Source organism: Phycisphaerales bacterium (assembly GCA_016716475.1).
GTDB lineage: Bacteria > Planctomycetota > Phycisphaerae > UBA1845 > Fen-1342 > JADJWG01.
Map to the genome: position 1 here is coordinate 803,245 of JADJWG010000001.1, position 19,047 is coordinate 822,291.

Consider the following 19,047-nt stretch of genomic DNA (forward strand, 5'->3'; position numbering starts at 1 on the left):
GTCACCCTCCCGCGGCTTGGTTCGCCGCGGACGCGGCGCTGCCCAGCAGCCGCCGCCATGCCTGAATCTTCTCCACAAGCTGCCCGGTCTCAGCGGCCTCGGCGTCGAGCTCACGCAGCTCCCGCACGATCGTCTCCTCCGGTTCCTCAAACAGCCGCAGTTGCCGCAGCCGGCGGCGCTGCACAGCGGCAAGCGCGGGCCGTTGTGATTCGCGGGCGAACGTCCGCTCAAGCTCGTTCAACACGGCATTGGCCCGCTCAAGGACGTTCCGCGGAACACCGGCCAGCTTCGCGACGTGCAAGCCGTAGCTGCGCCCCGCGGCGCCTGGCACGATGCGATGCAGGAAGACCACCTGATCTTCATACTTGCGTACTGCCACGTTGAGGTTGAAGACGGGCTCGAGCAACTCACTCAACTCGGTGAGTTCGTGGTAGTGGGTGGCGAAGAGCGTCCGGCTGCCGCAGCGTGTCGCGAGGTGCTCGGTAATGGCCCAGGCGAGCGCCACACCGTCAAAGGTGCTGGTGCCGCGCCCGATCTCGTCGAGAATCACGAGACTGTGCGACGTTGCATGGTGCAGGATGTTCGCGGTTTCGACCATCTCCACCATGAAGGTGGACTGCCCGCGGGCCAACTCATCAGCGGCACCTACCCGCGTGAAGATCCGGTCGACCAGGCCGAGTTGCATCGCCTCGGCCGGCACCCACGCACCGCAGTGCGCGAGCAGTGTGAGCAGCGCCACCTGGCGGATGTAGGTGCTCTTGCCCGCCATGTTCGGCCCGGTGATCAGCGCAAGCGCCTGGTGTTGCCCGGCCCGCAGTGCCGTGTCGTTCGCGACGAAGTGCGTATCGAGCGTGAGATCGAGTACCGGGTGCCGGCCGCCGCGGAGCTCGAGGACCGGCTCAGCCACGAAAACCGGGCGGCAATGGTGCCGCTGGCTGGCGAGTTCGGCCCAGCCCGCCAGCACATCGAGCTCGGCCAGGGCCCGCGCTGCGGATTGCAGCGCAGGAATCTCCGGGACGAGCGCCTCCCGTAGCGCTACGAACAGCTCGTACTCGATGTCGTGAGCGCGCGCTTCGGCCGAGAGCGCCTCGGCTTCGTAGCGCTTCAACTCCTCGGTGATGTAGCGCTCGGCGTTCTTCATTGTCTGCTTGCGTACATAGTCGGCCGGGACGCGGTTGCGGTGGGTGTTGGTGATCTCGATGTAAAAGCCAAAGACCTTGTTGAATGCCACCTTGAGCGAAGCGATGCCGGTTCGTTTCACCTCGCGGGCCTGATACTGGGCGAGCCAGTGCTGCCCGTCCTGCTGGATGCCCCGCAGTCGATCAAGTTCCGCGTGATAGCCGGCTGCGAAAATCCCGCCTTCGCGCAGCGTGGCCGGCGGCTCTGCCGCAAGGGTTGTCACCAGCTCCGTGCCGCGCTCGTCGAGCCCCTCCAGCACCGCGAGCCAGCGTTCGCACGCCGCGCTGCGCAGGGTAGCCAGCGTGGTTCGCAGATCCCGCAGCGCCACGAGCCCATTGCCCAGGGCGCGCAGATCGCGCGGTGTCGCCCGCAGCACGCCCAGTCGCCCGATGATCCGTTCGATGTCACCGATCTTGCCCAGTGCAGCGCGCAGCGCGTCCCGCGCCCGGCTGTCCGCACGCAGCGCCGCGACCGCCCGCTGGCGCTCCTCGATCGCACCGAGGTCGCGCAGCGGATAGCACAACCATTGCCGCAGCAACCGCGCCCCCATCGGGTTCGTGGTGCGGTCCACCGCCGCGAGCAGTGAGCCCTCCCGCCGGCCGGTCCGCAGCGTGCGTTCGATCTCGAGCGAACGCAGCGTAACCGCGTCGAGCGTCATGAAGTCCGCCGTATCGGCGCGGCGCGGTGGCTGGAGATGGCGGGCGGCGGCGCGCTGCGTCTCCCGTACATACGCAACAAGGCCGCCGGCCGCCTGCAACGACGCGTCGATGGCGTGGAAGCCGAAGCCCTCCAGTACCACCGTTTCGAAGTGCTCACGCAGCAGTTCACCCGCCCGGGCAGGCGCAAAATCTGCCGCGCTGCGGTACGTCACGACCGCACCCACCTGGTTCCGCACATCCGCTTCGCGGGGGTCCCGCCCGCTCGCAGGTTCCGGCAGCAATACCTCGGCCGCGTCGGCGCGGTTCAGTTCGTCGAGCAGCCGTTCCGTGGGGCAGACCTGGACTACAAAGCGGCCGCTCGCCAGTTCGAGCACGGCCAGGCCACAGCCAGCCTCGCCTTCGACCACGGCGGCCAGGATGTTGCTGCGGGTCCGCTCGAGCAGGCCCTCATCTGTCAGCGTACCCGGCGTGACAATGCGGACCACGGCGCGATCAACAACCCCGCGGGCGACACGGGCCTCCTCGATCTGCTCGCTGATGGCAACCTTGTAGCCGGCCGCCACGAGCTTCGCGAGGTAGTTGTCGAGGGCGTGGTGGGGGATGCCGGCGAGGGCGGTACGGCCATTGTCCCGGCTGGTGAGGGTGATCCCGAGCACCCGGGCGCCCAGTTCGGCATCGTCGTAGAACATCTCGTAGAAATCGCCCATGCGAAAGAGCAGAATAGCGTCCGGGACCTGCTGCTTCTGCTCCCAGTATTGGCGCATCGCAGGCGTCAGCCGGGCCTCGTCGGGCGGGCTGACACGGGGAGCTTTCTGCCGGTGATCCACAGGCGGCATCGCTGGAGGTGCCTCATAGATTCGGAGTTCCGCGTGTCCAAGGAGGGCGCGCGGGCGCCTTTGTCATACACTAGCCCGCGACCTGCGGGGGCGAAAGTGGCGGTCCGCCGATAGGATTCGCAGGGAGGTCCGTGTGGTGGCTCACCGGCGCGCGTCTGTGACCGGTTGAGGCCCACAGCGACCTTCCCAGGATATGCACGGAGCCCGTCAGCAGACCAGCACCGAAAGGAAACAGCGGATGAACATCTTCGTGGTGGGCGGCGCAGGATACGTCGGCAGTCATTGCGTCCGTCGCTTGTGCGCTGCCGGACACACCGTCACGGTGTTTGACAACCTTTCACAAGGGCACCGGGCCGCAGTCGATCCGCGGGCGACGTTCATCGAGGGTGACCTGGCCGATGAGAAGCTGCTGGGCGAGGTGTTCGCGCTTGGACATTACGACGCCGGGATGCACTTCGCGGCCTTCCTCAACGTCGGAGAGTCGGTTCAGCAACCGCTGACTTACTGGCAGAACAATGTGACTAACACGTTGCACCTGCTCCGCTGCATGCAGCAGTACAACGTCCAGCGCTTTGTCTTCAGCAGCACCTGCGCCGTCTACGGCGAGCCCGAGGACCTCCCGATCACCGAAGAAGCGCCGAAGAACCCGATCAACCCCTACGGTCACACCAAGCTCGCCGTCGAGTGGATGCTCGGACACTGTGCGACCGCCTGGGGCCTCGGCTCGATCGCGCTGCGTTACTTCAATGCTTCGGGCGCTGCCGAAGATGGCACCCTCGGCGAGGACCACGATCCCGAATGCCACCTCGTTCCGCTCGTGCTCCAGGTGGCGCTGGGGCGCCGTCCGAACATCCACGTCTTCGGCACCGACTACCCCACCCCGGACGGCTCGTGCATCCGCGACTACATCCATGTCGAAGACCTCGCGGAGGTGCATCTGCTGGCGGTCGAGCGCTGTCGGCCGGGGGTCGCGGATGCTTTCAACGTCGGTACCGGGCAGGGTGTGAGCGTACTGGAAGTCGTGTCGGCCGCCCGGGCGGTCACCGGGCATGCCATTCCGCTCGTGGAAGCACCCCGGCGCCCCGGGGACCCACCGATGCTGTACGCGGATCCGAGCCGCCTCCGGCACCTCTGGGGCTGGTCGGCTCGCTATCGTGACATTGAGCAAACCATCGCCTCGGCCTGGCGTTGGCAGCAGGCCCACCCCGAGGGCTACGATGACTAATTCACTCCCGGCCAACCTGCCGAAGAATATTCTGGAGCAGAGAATTTTCGCACAGAGTGACACTTGGGTGTGCTATACTATGAGTGGACGTAGAGGTTAGCCCGTGGTCAGGATTTCATTCGCTATCTTCTATTAATCATCGATTATCCTGCTTCGATCCCACCCGGCTGCCCTCGACCCCCGACAAACTACGAACTAGATCAACTTGAACCGAGACGGTACGCGCCGGCGCTGATCACCCTCCGCGCCGCGAGAGCTTGCCGGCCCGGGCGGGCGGCGCATTTTCCACTCTCCTCCGTGCCCAGCGCCACCGCCCGGGAGCCGGCCTCGGAAAGCTTGTGGAAGGACTCATTCGGTGCAACGGGCACCGTGTACGGGTGAGGAACAGGCCGGCTGGGTTACGCCGGCATGAAACGAGGAGACTGATGAGACTCGGCCCTATGAGAAAAAGCAGCAGTAGCCGAGCGCAGGAGTTGGCGGGCCCCCCGCTGACGCCCATCGAACTGACGGGCAACCTGTCGCGTCTGCAGGAAGAACTTCACCGTGAGATGAAATGTGTCGCCGGGAAAAACCAGGTATACATTCGATCCCTCATCACCGGCGGCGGCACGACTCGTCCACGGATTGCCTTGAAGTGTCACCTGCGGCGCGACATCGGCCAGAGCTCCGAAGTGTTCTATGAGCACATTCGCACGGTCTGCTGCAGCGATCCCGAGAAGTGCGAGGCCTACCGGAACTTCCGCGAGCGGCACGTCGTAACGTAATCGCAGACAAACCAATGCCGGCCGCGCTGTGCCGGGTGGCGGGAATCACACGATCCCCGCCACCCGGCACTCTCATAGGCACGAGGGCGCAGTGTAGGGTGTCCAGCCCCAAACGCGCATTATGAACCGTTTCACCAAGTAATGACCCACCTTACGTGCGCAATCCACCCCCGACTGACGCCCTAAGTCTGACGCGCTATCATCGCTCGTTCAGCGCAGGCGCATCCGGTTTCGACGCCTTGTCGCCCATGCAAAATGCCGGTAGCTTGCCGAATTCACCCAACCGATTCGGGTTCAAGCGGCGCGCATCTGCCGAAGGCGCCCCCAGGAAGTTTCAACGGCTCAGCGGTACGGAGGACGCGAACCAACATGCTAGCACTCTCGAACCGCCCGCGCGCGGCGGCTCTGGCCCTGGGATTACTTACCCCCACGGCCGCACTTGGCGCTGATGTTTCGGTCACAATTCCCCTGGTCTGGTACCTCGTCCCACTCTGCAGTCTGATTGGCCTCGTGGCGGCCTTTTTGTTCTACCGCCAGATGGTTGCAGCGGAGACCGGCACGGACCGGATGCGCGAGATCGCTGGGTACGTGCGGGATGGGGCCTTCGCCTACCTCAAGCAGCAGTACCGCGTGGTTGCGATCTTCTTCGTCATCACCGCCCTCTTGCTCTGGGGCATGGCGTACCTCGAGATCCAGCATCCCCTCGTGCCGCTCGCCTTCCTGACCGGCGGCATTCTCTCCGCGCTTGCCGGCTTCTTCGGCATGAATACGGCCACACTCGCGTCTAACCGCACCGCGCACGCCTGCCGCGAATCCCTCAATCGCGGCCTGACCGTCGCGTTCCGTAGCGGCGCCGTGATGGGGCTGGTGGTGGTCGGCTTGGCCCTGCTGGGCATCAGCGGCTGGTTCCTGTATCTCTCCCTCGCACACCACCGGCTCTTCGGTGGCGCCCCCCTGACACTCGAGTCCATCACCGTCATCATGCTTTCAACCGCGCTCGGGGCTTCAAGCATGGCCCTCTTCGCGCGCGTGGGCGGCGGGATCTACACCAAGGCCGCGGATGTCGGCGCCGATCTCGTCGGCAAGGTGGAGGTTGGCATACCCGAGGACGACGCCCGTAATCCCGCCGCCATCGCGGATAACGTCGGAGACAACGTCGGTGACGTCGCCGGCATGGGCGCCGACCTCTTCGAGAGCTACCTCGGCTCCATCCTGGCCTCGGCGGTCCTGGGTGTGGCGGCCGCCGGCGTGGCCGCGGTCACCATGAATATCGCCGAAGCCGAAGCCGCCATGCGGCTGGTGGTCGCACCGATGCTGCTTGCCGCCGTAGGCATTGCGCTGTCGGTCCTGGGTGTATTCTTCGTGCGACTGACCAACCCCAACGCCAAAGAGAAAGACCTCCTGCCTACACTGCACCGTGCCATCTGGGGCACGAACATTCTGGTCGTACTGGTAGCCGTCGGTCTGTGGTGGTTCCTGGGGTTGCCCTGGGGGCTGCTGGGCTCGGTCATGGTGGGCCTCGCGGTGGGTGGCTTGATCGGCCTGGGCACGGAGTACTACACGGCCGCGGAGTATCGCCCGACGCAAGGCATCGCCGAGCAGGCCGTCAGCGGCACGGGGCCGGCCATCATCGGCGGTGTGGCCGAGGGCATGTTGTCCGTCTGGATTCCGACGGTGAGCGTGGCAATCGGCACCGTGCTGGCGTACGGACTTGCCGGGGGCTTTGCCGAAGGCGGCCTGATGATGGGGCTGTACGGAGTCGGCATCGCCGCGGTCGGCATGCTGTCGACGCTCGGCATCACGCTGGCGACGGACGCGTACGGACCGATTGCGGACAACGCCGGCGGCAACGCGGAAATGTCGGGCCTGCCTCCGGAGGTGCGCCAGCGGACGGATGCCCTCGATTCACTGGGCAACACGACCGCCGCGATCGGGAAGGGCTTCGCCATCGGCTCGGCCGCACTGACGGCGCTCGCGCTTCTCGGGAGCTACGTGGAACAGGTGCGGGTATCGATCCACCGGGAAGCGGCCCAGGAGTATCGGGTCCCGGCCGCGGGTGAGAATTACACCGTTCAAGCTCTAGGTGCCAACAAGTATGGCATCTACTTGCGGGGCGACAAACCGGCCGAACAGATGAGCACCCAGGAGCGGGCTGATTACACGATCAGCGCGTTCAAAGGCACGACCGACGGGGGAATTTGGCTGGACGTTCCGGTTAGCAAGGACGGCGGTAGCGCGTTCCAGCGCACCCACCTGACGCTCAATCAGATCGGTCCGCAGGCGCGCAGACTTGCCCAGGGTGGACTCTTCAAGGACGAATCCGCGACACCGCTTCCACTGGCCGGGCAACGGGCGTCGCTGCGCGAGTACATGTATTTCTACGATGTGACACTGATGAATCCGACCGTGTTGGCGGGGATGTTCTTCGGCGTGATGCTCGTTTTCGTCTTCAGCGCCCTGACCATGAAGGCCGTGGGACGGGCAGCCGCGTCCATGGTGCAGGAGGTGCGGCGGCAGTTCCGCGAGCTGCCCGGCATCATGCTGGGAACACAGACCCCCGATTACGCCCGCTGCGTGGCCATCTCCACGAGACAGGCCCAGCAGGAGATGATCCTGCCGACCCTGCTCGCCATTGTGATTCCAATCGCGATCGGACTCGTGTTCAACGTTTCCGGCGTCATGGGCCTGCTCCTCGGCGGACTGGGCGCGGGTTTCGCAACGGCAGTGTTCATGGCAAACAGCGGCGGCGCCTGGGACAATGCGAAAAAGCACATTGAAGCCGGCCACCACGGCGGCAAGAAGGCCGAAGCCCATAAGGCGGCGGTCGTCGGCGACACGGTCGGGGATCCCTTCAAGGACACCGCCGGACCGTCGTTGAACATCCTGATCAAGCTGATGAACATTGTGAGCATTGTCTTTGCCGGCCTGATCGTAAAATACGCCCCGGTGATTGGCGGCTGGCTGGGCCTGAGCTGATCCGGTGGCTGTGCGAGGCGCCCGCAAGGAGTGTGTACCGTGCAGATCGAACTGAATCCGGAAGAGATCCGCGTACTGCGCGTGCTGATCGAGAATGAGATCAAGGGCATCAACCCGGAGATCCATCACACCGGCTCCGCCGAGATGCGCGACGAGCTGAAGGCGCATCGTGATACGCTGCAGAAGCTGCTGGCTCGACTGACGGCGGAGCGTACCTGAGGCCACGTGGCGCGGGCGGTTCCGGCCCTCTCCGCGGAGCACAATATGGATGTGCTGACCACGGCCCTCGATACGCACAGTGCGTCCTACCGTGAGGCCGTCGCCCATCACCAGGCGCTGCTGGCGGACCTCCGGGCACGGCTCGCGCGGACCAGGGAAGGCGGCGGCAGCGCGGCCGTGACGCGCCACCGGGAGCGGGGCAAGCTCTTTGTGCGCGACCGCCTCGACCGGCTTCTGGACCCCGACAGCCCCTTTCTGGAGTTCAGCGCGCTCGCCGGGGACGGTGTGTATGACGAACCGGTCCCTGCGGCTGGCCTGGTGACGGGAATCGGGCGCATCTCCGGCCGTACCTGCATGCTGATCGCGAACGATGCCACGGTGAAGGGCGGTACGTACTACCCACTTACCGTGAAGAAGCATCTGCGTGCCCAGGAGATCGCCCAGGAAAATCACCTGCCGTGCGTTTACCTGGTGGACTCGGGCGGGGCATTCCTGCCGCTGCAGGCCGAGGTTTTCCCCGATCGCGAACACTTCGGACGGATCTTCTACAACCAGGCGCGCATGTCGGCCCAGGGCATCGCGCAGATCGCCGTTGTCCTCGGGTCGTGCACCGCCGGCGGTGCCTACGTGCCGGCCATGAGCGATGAAACCATCATTGTGCGTGGCCAAGGTACGATTTTCCTCGGCGGTCCTCCGCTGGTGAAGGCCGCCACGGGCGAAGAGGTCACGGCCGAGGAACTCGGCGGGGCCGATGTGCATTGCCGCGAGTCCGGCGTGGCCGACCACTACGCCACCAGTGACGAAGACGCCCTCGCCATCGCGCGCGACATCGTCGCGCACCTGCATGCCCCTCCACCCACCCACCTCGAAACGCGGCCGGTCGAAGAACCGCGCTACGAACCGGGCGAATTGTATGGCGTGATCCCGGCCGATCCGCGGAAGCCCTTCAATGTCCGCGAGATCATCGCGCGGCTGGTCGACGGCAGCCGTTTTCACGAGTTCAAGGCGCTTTACGGGCCGACCATCGTCACCGGCTTCGCCCACTTGTGGGGTTATCCCATCGGAATCGTGGCGAACCACGGAGCCCTGTTCTCGGAGAGCGCGCTCAAGGCGACGCATTTCATCGAGCTCTGCAGTCAGCGCGGTGTGCCGCTGGTGTTCCTCCAGAACATCACGGGCTTCATGGTCGGCAAACGCTTCGAGACCGGCGGCATCGCCAAGGACGGTGCGAAGATGGTGGCGGCCGTCAGCAACGCCGGTGTGCCGAAGTTCACAGTCATCATCGGCGGGTCTTACGGGGCAGGAAACTACGGCATGTGCGGGCGGGCCTACGGTCCGCGGCAACTCTGGATGTGGCCCAACGCACGGATTTCAGTCATGGGCGGCGACCAGGCGGCGAACGTGCTGCTGACGGTCAAAAAGGATCAGTTGGCGGCGCGCGGCCAGCCCGCGTTGTCGCCAGCGGAGGAGGCCGAGTTCAAACGTCCGACACTGGAGAAGTACGACCGTGAGAGCAGTTGCTACTACAGCACCGCACGGCTGTGGGATGACGGGGTGATCGACCCGGTGGACACGCGCATGGTCCTGGCGCTGGGCCTTGCCGCGGCCCGGCATGCACCGTTTCCGCCCTGGTGCCACAGCGTCTTTCGCATGTAAAGGCCACGGCGCGCGCCGGAGGAGGCCCGATGTCCGAGCTTGTCACACTGCAAGTAGCCGACGAGGTGGCAACCCTCACCTTGAACCGTCCCGAGGTACACAACGCGCTTGATGATGAGTTGATGCGCCGGTTGACGCAAGCGCTGCGGACGGCCGGCGCCGACCCGAAGGTGCGGGCCATCGTGCTGACAGGCGCCGGCAAGTCCTTCTGTGCGGGCGCCGATATCCGCTGGATGCAGCGCATGGTGGCTTACACCTTCGAGGAGAATCTCGCGGATGCGCACGTGCTCTCGGAGCTGCTGCACACGCTCCGCCTGCTGCCGCAGCCGGTGATCGCACGGGTCCACGGCGCGGCGATTGGCGGCGGCCTCGGGCTGGTCGCAGCGGCGGATATCGCAGGCGCGGTCGCAGGCGCGAAGTTCTCGCTGTCGGAAGTGCGCTTGGGCATCCTGCCGGCGGTGATCTCGCCCTTCGTGCTCGAGCGCATCGGGATGACGGCGGCACGCCGCTACGCGTTGACCGCCGAGCTTTTTGATGGCGCGGAGGCGCACCGCATCGGCCTGGCTGCAGAGTGCTTCGACACCGCGGCCGACCTCGATGTCTGGATCGCCGGCGTCACAACCCAGATCCGTCGCAGCGGACCGGCCGCGGTCGCCGCTTGCAAACGCGAGTTGATGAGCGTGGCGCGCACCCCCTGGGACGAACTGTGCGAACAGACGACGCGGACGATCGCGGAAGTGCGCGTCACCCCTGAAGCCCAGGAGGGTCTCCGCGCCTTTCTCGAGAAGCGCGACCCCGCGTGGGTGCGCCCACCGGGCGGGCGGTAACACCGCCGCACCGGGCGACGGTCGAGCCACCGGACGGCTCTGGGTGGAGGCGCAGGCGGCGCCCGCGTACACTGTGCGCGTTCGATGCACTGCGGCGGATGGAGCCGCCGCGACCGGCGCAGGCCCAGACGAAGGAACGTCGGCATGGCACGTCCCCGCACCGCTCCCGACGAACACGCCTGCTCACCGCGCTTCCGCGCGGCCCTCGACGCATTCCGCGTGTACCAGCATGTCGAACTGGGCGCCGCCGCCAAGACGGTCGCAGCGTACCGGAGTGACCTGCTGCGGTTCGGGGCGTTTCTGCACACGCGTGCAATCGACGATTGGCGAACCATCACCCCGCAGGTGGTGCAGGATTACCTCGTCCAGCAAGCCGACCTCGGACACAAGGAGACCACGCTCGCACGGCGCGTCGTCGCCTTGCGCATGTGGTTACGCTGGTTGCACCTCACGCACCAGATCGACGAAGACCGTACCGCCCTGATCGAACTGCCGAAACGCTGGCAACGGTTGCCCGAAACACTCAACCTGGGCCGGACGGTCGACTTGGTCACCTCACCGGAAACAGACCATCCGCTGGGGTTGCGCGACCGCGCCATCCTCGAGCTTTTCTACGCGAGCGGGCTGCGGGTGACCGAGCTGTGCAACCTGCGGGCCGGCGATCTGAATCTCGCAACCGGTTACGTCCGCTGCATGGGCAAGGGCCGCAAGGAGCGCATCACGCCCGTCGGGCAGAAAGCCCTCGACGCACTCGAGGCCTACCTGGAGCATCTGCGGCCGGCCCTGGTGCGTGCCGGACAGTCCCGGGGGCGCTGGAAGATGCCGTTGTCCAAACTGGAGACGAGCGCGCTCCCACTCTTTCTGTCCCGGACCGGGGGTCCGCTCGAACGGGTGGCGGTGTGGAAGCTCGTGCGGCGGGAGGCCCGCAAGCAGGGCATCGCGGGCAAGGTGAGCCCCCACACGCTGCGGCACAGCTTCGCGACTCACTTGCTCGAAGGCGGGGCCGACCTGCGGGTCGTGCAGGAACTGCTCGGGCATGCCGACATCGGGACCACGGAAATCTACACCCACGTTCAGACACAGCGGCTGCAGGAAATTCATGCCCGCTGCCACCCGCGCGGGGCGGAATCGTACAAGAAAGGGCTTTGAGCCCGCGACCCGGAAGCCCGGCGCGCTGTACACATGCTCGCAGCGTTCGCCATCTGGCCGGACGGCTGGGGGCCGCGTAGGATGCGCTGCGGCAAGGAAGAGGATGATCTTATGCGATTGGCTTATCTGAATCGTGGCCTGGTCCGGCTCGCCTTGTTGGGCAGCGGCACGGCCCTCTTCTTGCAAGGTTGCGACCCCACACTGCGGGCCACGACCGAAAACGGCCTCATCACGCTCTCGACCAGTTTCCTCGCGTCATTCCTGCGCGCTGCAATCGAAGTCGCGCAGGAAGCCACGACGAGCTGAGTGCGGCGGCGGGCAGAGCTGCAGAGCGGCCTCTGCCCGCGCGTTTCCTGACTTGATCCCCGCGCCGGCCGCGCACTGCCTAGACGTGCGGCTCAAGCATTGTGCGTGGATCGAGTGCAGCGGCGAGTTTGTCCTCCGGCAGCACCTTGTTCGCCAGGGCGACTTCACGCACCGTGCGACCGGTCTCCCACGCCTCCTTCGCGATCGCGGCGGCCTTGTCGTAACCGATCAACGGGGCCAGACTCGTACACATGGCCAGCGATTGCTCGACGAGTGCTTCGCAGCGTTCGCGGTTGGCCTGGAGCCCGGCCACGCACTTCTCCTCGAATACCTGCACGGCACTGCCGAGCAGGCGGCTCGATTCGAGCACATTGTGAATCATCACCGGCATGCCGACGTGCAGGTCGAAGTTGCCAAGCGTGGCGCTGGCCGTGGTGACGGCCGTGTCGTTGCCGATGACCTGCGCGCAGACCTGCATGAGGGCCTCGGGTATCACGGGGTTGACCTTGCCGGGCATGATCGAGCTGCCGGGCTGGGTCGCGGGCAGGAACAACTCGCCGATACCGCACCGTGGACCGCTTCCCATCCAGCGGATGTCGTTCGCGATCTTGAGCAGGGTAATCGCAATGGTGCGCAGCGCGGAAGAGGCCCCGACGACGGTGTCCTTGCAGGCCTGCGCCTCAAAGTGGTTATCGGCCTCGCGGAAGGATTCCTGCGTCTCGTGGTTGATGATTTCGCAGACGAGCCGGGCGAAGTCGGGGTGCGTGTTGATGCCGGTGCCAACCGCGGTGCCGCCGATCGGCAGCTCGCGCAGGATGCGCACCTTCGCCTGAATGCGCCGGTCCGCGTGCGCAACCTGGCTCGCGAACCCGCTGAATTCCTGCCCGAGCCGGATCGGCGTCGCATCCATGAGGTGCGTGCGGCCGATCTTGATGATGTCGTGAAACTCGTCCGCCTTCGCCTTCAGGGCCTTGTGCAGGTTGTGCAGCGTGGGCATCAGGTCGCCCTTGAACGACTCCACAATGGCGACGTGCATCGCCGCCGGAATCACGTCGTTCGAAGACTGCCCCATGTTCACGTGATCATTGGGATGCACGCGCTTCGAGCCGATCGCCTGCCCCATGAGCTGTGCCGCACGGTTGGCGATGACTTCGTTGGCGTTCATGTTCGTCGACGTACCCGAACCCGTCTGGAAAACATCCAGGACGAACTGGCCGTCGTGCAGACCGTCAATCACTTCGCGGGCGGCTTGCTGGATGGCACTGGCCACCTTCACGTCGAGCTTCTCAAGCTTCTTGTTCGCCTCGGCCGCCGCAAACTTGATCAGACCCAGCGCGCGAATGAACCGGCGCGAGAAGCGGTAGCCGCTGATCGGAAAATTCAGCACGGCGCGTTGGGTCGACGCGCCGTACAGGGCATCGGCCGGAACTTCCATCTCCCCCATCGAGTCACGTTCGATGCGCGTCTGTGACATGCTTGATCCTCTGCTTGCTGGCGGATTCCTGTTCGTTGCGGCCGGTCGCCGTTCGCACATTGTACCGGGTAAAACGTGGCGCGGGCATCGTGCCCCCCCCACCCCCTACCGGGGTCAGAAGGTTGTGCTCCCACTGCTGCGCAGGCGCCATTGCCGGCTTGTCATCTCGCGACCAAGGGCCACGGCCACGGTCTCAGCGGCCGTGTGCAGACTGGCCGGATCGATCCCCGTCCGGATGCCCATGCCATGGAGCATGTAGACGAGATCCTCAGTCGCGAGATTGCCCGCCGCCCCCGGTGCGAACGGGCAGCCGCCCAGCCCGCCGGTTGAGGCATCGAAGGTCGTGATGCCCACCTGGAGGCCGGCCAACACGTTCGCCAGGGCCGTTCCGTACGTGTCGTGCAAGTGCAATGCAACGCGCTCGACGGGCACCTGCGCCAGTACCAGGGACAGGACCCTGAAGACATCCCGCGGCGTGGCCGCTCCGAGCGTGTCGCTGATCACGACCTCATCCGCCCCGAGGGCTTGAATCTCCGCGGCGAGTTCCGCCACGCGTTCCGGCGCGATGCGGCCCTCGTAGGGGCATACGAAACAACATGACAGGTAACCCCGCACACTGAGCCCCGCCGCGGCTGCCTGCCGGGCCACCTTCCCGTAGACACTCAGCGACTCCCCGATCGACATCCCGATGTTGCGCTGGGTGAAAGTTTCCGACACGGCGGTGAAGAGGGCAATCCGCGGCAGGCCGGCCGCAATCGCCCGCTCCAGGCCACGCTCGTTCGGCACCAGCGCTGACCAGCGGACTTTGGACTGCACCGGCAAGGCCGCGCAGACTTCGGCCGCATCCGCGAGTTGCGGTATGCGTTGCGGGTGGACAAAGGCCGTCACCTCGATCTCGTTCAACCCGGCGGCGGCGAGCGCCGTGATATAACGCACCTTGTCCGTGGTGGACACAGGGCGCGCCTCGTTCTGTAGCCCGTCGCGTGGGCCGACCTCGACGATGCGGACGGCCTCAGGAAGCGTTTGCGTCGGCGTCATCCTCATCCTCCAGGCGCAACAGGACCGCGCCCAGCTCCACCATCTGCCCTTCGCGGCAAAGAACCGCTTCCACCCGACCCCCGTGCGGCAGCGACAAGGGCAATTCCATCTTCATCGACTCCATGATCACCAGCGGTGTATGGGCGGCAAACGATTCCCCGACAGCGAAATGAATCTTGAGCACCGATCCCGGCATCGGCGCGCGCAGCTCCGCGACTCGCGGCCCGGTGGCGCGGTCCGCGGTCCGCTGTGCTGTGCGCGCCACACGCGAGAGTCGATACGTGCGCCCCGCGAGCCAGACTGCAATCTGCGCGCCATCGCGGTGCACATGGAACGGCAGCACCCGATCGCGGAACCGCAACCGGCCGGCGCCGTGTCCCTGCCAGGTCACCTCGGCGGTCAGGGCTCCCCCCGGGAGATGCGCGGTGTAGACATGGCGCGCGCCCTCCGGCGCGCCGCTGAGTTCGACCTCGTGTCTCGACCCATCCGGGAGTTCCAACAGTACACGACGCACTAGGTGTTCCTCCAGCCGCGCCCGGCTGACCAGGGTGAAGCGCCGAGCTCCATCACCTCGGCCGAGCGACTGTCCACATTGCGGAGGAAACCACGCTCCCCTTCTGCGGCCAGGGCCGCGATCAGCAGCGCCGCATCGGGCAGTGCCGGTGCGGCGCGTCCGAGCAGGTCGTGCTCCTCCAGGAAGTGCGTGTGCAGATCACCCGCTGCGAACGCCGGTTCCGCGCAGACCTGTTGCAGGAACTCGATGTTCGTGGTCACGCCCAGCACGAGGTAACGCGCCAGAGCCCACCGCAGCCGCGCGAGCGCTTCGGCCCGGTCGCGCCCCCACACGATCAGCTTCGCGAGCAGCGGGTCGTAATGAACAGAAATCGTGCTGCCCGCCTGCACGCCGCTGTCGACCCGAATGTGAACCCCGGCGGGGGCCTGGTAATGCGCTAGTGTACCCGTGGCGGGCAGGAACTGCCGGGCGGAATCCTCGGCGTAAATCCGGCACTCGAATGCATGCCCCTCCGAACGCAGCTCCGCCTGGCAGAACGGCAATGGTTCTCCGGCGGCGACCTGTACCTGTGCCCGGACCAGGTCATGCCGCGTGACAAGCTCCGTAACCGGATGCTCTACCTGCAGGCGCGTGTTGACTTCGAGAAAGTAGAAGCTACCGGCCGGGTCCAGAATAAACTCCACTGTGCCGGCATTCACATATCCGATCGCGCGCCCGGCACACAATGCGGCGTCGGTGAGCGCGGCGCGCAACGCCGGGTCGAGCGCCGGCGAGGGCGACTCCTCGATGACCTTCTGATGGCGGCGCTGGATCGAACACTCGCGCTCGAAGAGATGCACCAGATTCCCCCGGGAATCCCCGAAGATCTGCACTTCGACGTGGCGTGGCCTTGCGATGTACTTCTCCAGGAACACGCGGGCATCGCCGAAGGCCTTCGCCGCCTCGCGCTGCGCCGCAGCCACGGCCTCGGCCAAAGCTGCCGGCGTCGGCACGATGCGCATGCCCTTGCCCCCGCCGCCCGCCGCGGCTTTCAGCAGCACCGGGTAGCCGATCTCGGCCGCAGCCCCCGCGAGCACTTCCGGCCCGGCATCCGCGGTCCCACTCCAACCCGGCACAATCGGCACACCCGCCGCGGCCACCGTCTCACGCGCCACCACCTTATCCCCCATCCGTTCAATCACCTCGGCCGATGGGCCGATGAAGACCAGGCCCGCCGTCTCGCAGGCACGGGCAAACTCGGCGTTCTCGGACAGAAAGCCGTAACCCGGGTGGACGGCGTCGGCACCGTGGTCCCGTGCAGCCGCAATCAGTGCCGGGATGTTGAGGTAGGTATCGGCTGGGCTGTCCCCGGGGATAGCACAGCATTCGTCCGCGCACGCCACGTGCAGGGCATCACGGTCGACATCGGAGTGCACCGCGAGCGCCTGGATGCCCATCTCCTGCAGCGTCTGCGCAATGCGGACCGCGATTTCGCCACGATTGGCGATGAGTACCTTGCGAAACATGCCGGGCCCTGGCGGAAAGGAGAGGTGCCGTGCCGGCCGTTCCGGCGACGGAAGAACACGGGCGATTGTAACGGATTCGGGCAGCACGCGTCGCACGCCTGCCGACGGCCGCGAGGCGCCACCGCCATGCCCGGTTGCATGGCATCCGCCCGGGAATCCGCGTATAGTGCCGAGCGTCCGAAGGGTCAGGATGGCCATGACCTCGGTCGAAGCCCAGGAGGTGGCACGTGATCAACACCCGCAAGACACCCAAACGCCACAAGCGGCCCAGGCATTGGTATGCCGGAGGCGCCACACTGGCCGCGTTGCTCGTCTGCGCCGGCGCCTGGTACTTCTGGCCACGCGAAACGGGGGAATCCGTGGTGCCCGAGGAGGAATCTTCGGCACTGGCTGACGGCACTGCCGCCGAGCCGCAGCGCTCCGCCCCCGCAGTCGCCGGAGCAAGCACCAACCGCACGCCGCACCCGATTCCCACCCCCCCACCACCGGACGAAATCCTCATTCCCGCCGGCGCCAGCGCCGACGTCCCGGCCGGACCGCGACCGCTCGCGGACTCCTTCCGCTACGAGCGCGATGACGAGGAAGGCGACGAACCCGGAAGCGTGAGCACGGCCGCAGATTCGCAACCTACCCCGGAAATCACAGCCGCCGGAACCTCAGACTCCACCCAGCGACCGTACCCCTACGGAAATCCGCTCGGGCAATCGAGTGATCGAGACCGCCCGTGGATGGATTGAAAATGGAAAACTGATCGAGGCCCGCACGGAGTTGATGCGCGTGTTCGCCGGCCAGCTTCCCCAGGCCGAAGCCGAGGAGTCGCGGGCCCTGCTCAAACGCATCGCCGACGAAACCATCTTCGGTCCGCGTCCGTTTCAGGGTGACCCGCTGGTTGAAAGCTATACGATTCAGTCGGGCGATGCCCTGGTGCATATCGGCCGGCGCTTCGATGTCCCTTATGAAATCATCATGCGAATCAACGGCATCCGCGATGCGACGCGCATCCGGGCGGGCCAGCGCATCAAGGTCCCCAAGGGGCCGTTTCATGCCCGCATTTCAGTTTCACAGTTTCGCATGGACCTGTACCTCGGTGATGTCTATGTGCGGAGTTACCGCGTCGGCCTGGGCTCCACCGGCACACCCACCGGCGTCTGGGTAGTTCGCGATCGCCTGCCGCGTCCCACTTACTATCCCCCGGCCTCCGCGACCGACAAGCGTGTTCGCGGTCCCAACGATCCCGAAAATCCGCTGGGCACGCGTTGGATTGGGTTGCAGGGCGTCGAAGGCGCGGCCGTCGGGCAGGAGGGCTACGGCATTCACGGCACGATTGAGCCGGACTCGATCGGGAAAGCAGTTTCGCTGGGCTGCGTTCGCATGCATAACGAGGAGGTCGAATTCGTCTACGACCTGCTTGTGCCCGGCAAGTCGAAGGTGACCATCGTTCCGTGAGCACGGATTGGCTGCCGGGGCCGCTGTTCAATCCATTGACCGGCGGCCCGCTCACACCTTGGCAGGCACTGGCTGGTCCGGGTGGGTTGTTGCTTTTTCTGCCGCTCGCGCCGCTGGTGCGCTTGGCCGCACGCCGTGCGCCACACGCGGCCTTATTGTCGGCCGCTGTGCTCTGGCTGCTCGCCACCCAGGGACCGCTGGCTACCCTTGTGCTGATGGCGTGGCTCGCGGTGGGAGTCGCGTGGCTGCAAGCACTGGCCGCCACGCGCCACGCCGGACGAATCAGCCGTCGAGGTATGCTGGCGAGCGTCTGGATCGGACTCCATCTGTTGGCACTGCCGCTGTGGTGGCACGGTCGACAGTTCTGGTATCCGTCTCCGATGGCCGCCCTGCACAGTGCTGGTTTCGGCTACCTGCTGCTGCGGCTGATCGCTTGGGGGCATGAATTGGCCGAGGATCCGCGCGCTGGCGGGGATTGGTCGGCGACGTCCTGCTGGCTGCTGTACCCGCCCGGCTTGCGGCTAGCACCGTTCGTACTACGGCACGAATTCGCACCGGCGCTCGCACGGTGGCAACCGTCGGTACCGGTCGCGTGGCGTTCTGTCTGGCCACGGCTGGGCTGGCTGCTGCTGGGCGGTGCCGGGCTGGGTTTCACGGGCAATCAGCTCGATCGCATCGTGCGCAGCTATGGCGACTTCCTGGCAGACGCCACTCCCTTGCCCACGGACCGGCTGCTGCTGGTGTTTTACCTCATTCCGCTGCAAGTCTACCTGCTCTTGTGGACCTATAACCAACTCGCCCAGATTGTGGCAAACATCATCGGAATTCCGGTGCCCGACAACTTCAACCGGCTGCCGCTGGCGACGTCCGTCCGGGATTTCTGGCGACGCTGGAACCTGACGGTCGGCAACTGGCTGCGCACTTACCTGTACATCCCGCTCGGCGGAAACCGCCAGCATGTAACTTTGAACTACGTACTCGTATTCGGCTACTGCGGCCTTTGGCATGGCGCCGCCTGGTCGTTCGTGTGGTGGGGATTGTCGCAGGGTGCGGCGCTGAGCGTACAGCGCGGCTGGGACCACCTGCGCGCACGACTGGGTCCGCGGGCACCACGCGGACGGGTCTGGACAGTCGCCTGCTGGCTGCTCACCATGCACTATCAGGCGGCGACGATCGTCGTGTTCGCGGATTTTCAGTACGCGGGCACGCGCGTTCTCGGTGAGTTGGGCCGGCGCCTGATCGGCCTGGCTCTACCCGCGTAAGCCCCGCCACCC

Annotated in this window: 14 protein-coding genes and 1 pseudogene; 11 read left to right on the plus strand and 4 right to left on the minus strand. The window is 66.0% G+C overall.

What is annotated here, in order from left to right; translation table 11 throughout:
* Window position 1: 1 nt before the first annotated feature.
* Window positions 2-2,674, minus strand: coding sequence for a DNA mismatch repair protein MutS (mutS, locus tag IPM18_03385; GenBank protein MBK9118634.1), 2,673 nt, complete (start codon window positions 2,672-2,674; stop codon window positions 2-4).
* A 238-nt stretch (window positions 2,675-2,912) separates the two neighbouring features.
* On the opposite strand from mutS, the gene galE reads away from it, so the two are divergent.
* From galE to IPM18_03425, 8 genes are all read left to right on the plus strand, one after another.
* Window positions 2,913-3,899 (plus strand): UDP-glucose 4-epimerase GalE, encoded by a 987-nt coding sequence (galE, locus tag IPM18_03390; protein ID MBK9118635.1) that lies wholly within the window; start codon window positions 2,913-2,915, stop codon window positions 3,897-3,899.
* A gap of 425 nt (window positions 3,900-4,324) precedes the next feature.
* On the plus strand, window positions 4,325-4,663 hold the full coding sequence (locus IPM18_03395) for a hypothetical protein (protein MBK9118636.1): 339 nt from the start codon (window positions 4,325-4,327) through the stop codon (window positions 4,661-4,663).
* 369 nt (window positions 4,664-5,032) lie between these two features.
* Window positions 5,033-7,639 carry a sodium-translocating pyrophosphatase gene (locus IPM18_03400; GenBank protein ID MBK9118637.1) on the plus strand — a complete coding sequence of 869 codons (2,607 nt, stop codon included), beginning with the start codon at window positions 5,033-5,035 and terminating at the stop codon, window positions 7,637-7,639.
* A gap of 39 nt (window positions 7,640-7,678) precedes the next feature.
* Window positions 7,679-7,858, plus strand: coding sequence for a hypothetical protein (locus IPM18_03405; GenBank protein ID MBK9118638.1), 180 nt, complete (start codon window positions 7,679-7,681; stop codon window positions 7,856-7,858).
* Window positions 7,859-7,903: 45 nt separating this feature from the next.
* Window positions 7,904-9,514, plus strand: coding sequence for a methylcrotonoyl-CoA carboxylase (locus IPM18_03410; GenBank protein ID MBK9118639.1), 1,611 nt, complete (start codon window positions 7,904-7,906; stop codon window positions 9,512-9,514).
* A 29-nt stretch (window positions 9,515-9,543) separates the two neighbouring features.
* Window positions 9,544-10,341 (plus strand): enoyl-CoA hydratase/isomerase family protein, encoded by a 798-nt coding sequence (locus IPM18_03415; protein MBK9118640.1) that lies wholly within the window; start codon window positions 9,544-9,546, stop codon window positions 10,339-10,341.
* A gap of 144 nt (window positions 10,342-10,485) precedes the next feature.
* Window positions 10,486-11,490, plus strand: a complete 1,005-nt coding sequence (locus tag IPM18_03420) for a tyrosine recombinase XerD (GenBank protein MBK9118641.1) — start codon at window positions 10,486-10,488, stop codon at window positions 11,488-11,490.
* A 111-nt stretch (window positions 11,491-11,601) separates the two neighbouring features.
* Window positions 11,602-11,796, plus strand: coding sequence for a hypothetical protein (locus IPM18_03425; GenBank protein ID MBK9118642.1), 195 nt, complete (start codon window positions 11,602-11,604; stop codon window positions 11,794-11,796).
* Between the two features lie 79 nt (window positions 11,797-11,875).
* Here IPM18_03425 and IPM18_03430 read toward each other — a convergent pair whose 3' ends face one another.
* The 3 genes and pseudogenes from IPM18_03430 to IPM18_03440 form a co-directional block, all read right to left on the minus strand.
* Window positions 11,876-13,270, minus strand: coding sequence for a class II fumarate hydratase (locus IPM18_03430; GenBank protein MBK9118643.1), 1,395 nt, complete (start codon window positions 13,268-13,270; stop codon window positions 11,876-11,878).
* 114 nt (window positions 13,271-13,384) lie between these two features.
* Window positions 13,385-14,308: a hydroxymethylglutaryl-CoA lyase gene (locus tag IPM18_03435; protein ID MBK9118644.1), complete on the minus strand. Its 924-nt coding sequence runs from the start codon at window positions 14,306-14,308 to the stop codon at window positions 13,385-13,387.
* A pseudogene (locus tag IPM18_03440) lies at window positions 14,283-16,327 on the minus strand (acetyl-CoA carboxylase biotin carboxylase subunit). Before IPM18_03440 ends, IPM18_03435 begins: the two are co-directional and overlap by 26 nt.
* A gap of 227 nt (window positions 16,328-16,554) precedes the next feature.
* On the opposite strand from IPM18_03440, the gene IPM18_03445 reads away from it, so the two are divergent.
* From IPM18_03445 to IPM18_03455, 3 genes are read left to right on the plus strand one after another with little or no spacing between them, the layout of a single operon-like run.
* Window positions 16,555-17,064 (plus strand): hypothetical protein, encoded by a 510-nt coding sequence (locus IPM18_03445; protein ID MBK9118645.1) that lies wholly within the window; start codon window positions 16,555-16,557, stop codon window positions 17,062-17,064.
* Window positions 17,036-17,773 carry a L,D-transpeptidase family protein gene (locus tag IPM18_03450; protein ID MBK9118646.1) on the plus strand — a complete coding sequence of 246 codons (738 nt, stop codon included), beginning with the start codon at window positions 17,036-17,038 and terminating at the stop codon, window positions 17,771-17,773. Before IPM18_03445 ends, IPM18_03450 begins: the two co-directional genes overlap by 29 nt.
* Window positions 17,770-19,035, plus strand: a complete 1,266-nt coding sequence (locus tag IPM18_03455) for a hypothetical protein (protein MBK9118647.1) — start codon at window positions 17,770-17,772, stop codon at window positions 19,033-19,035. Before IPM18_03450 ends, IPM18_03455 begins: the two co-directional genes overlap by 4 nt.
* Window positions 19,036-19,047: the final 12 nt, after the last annotated feature.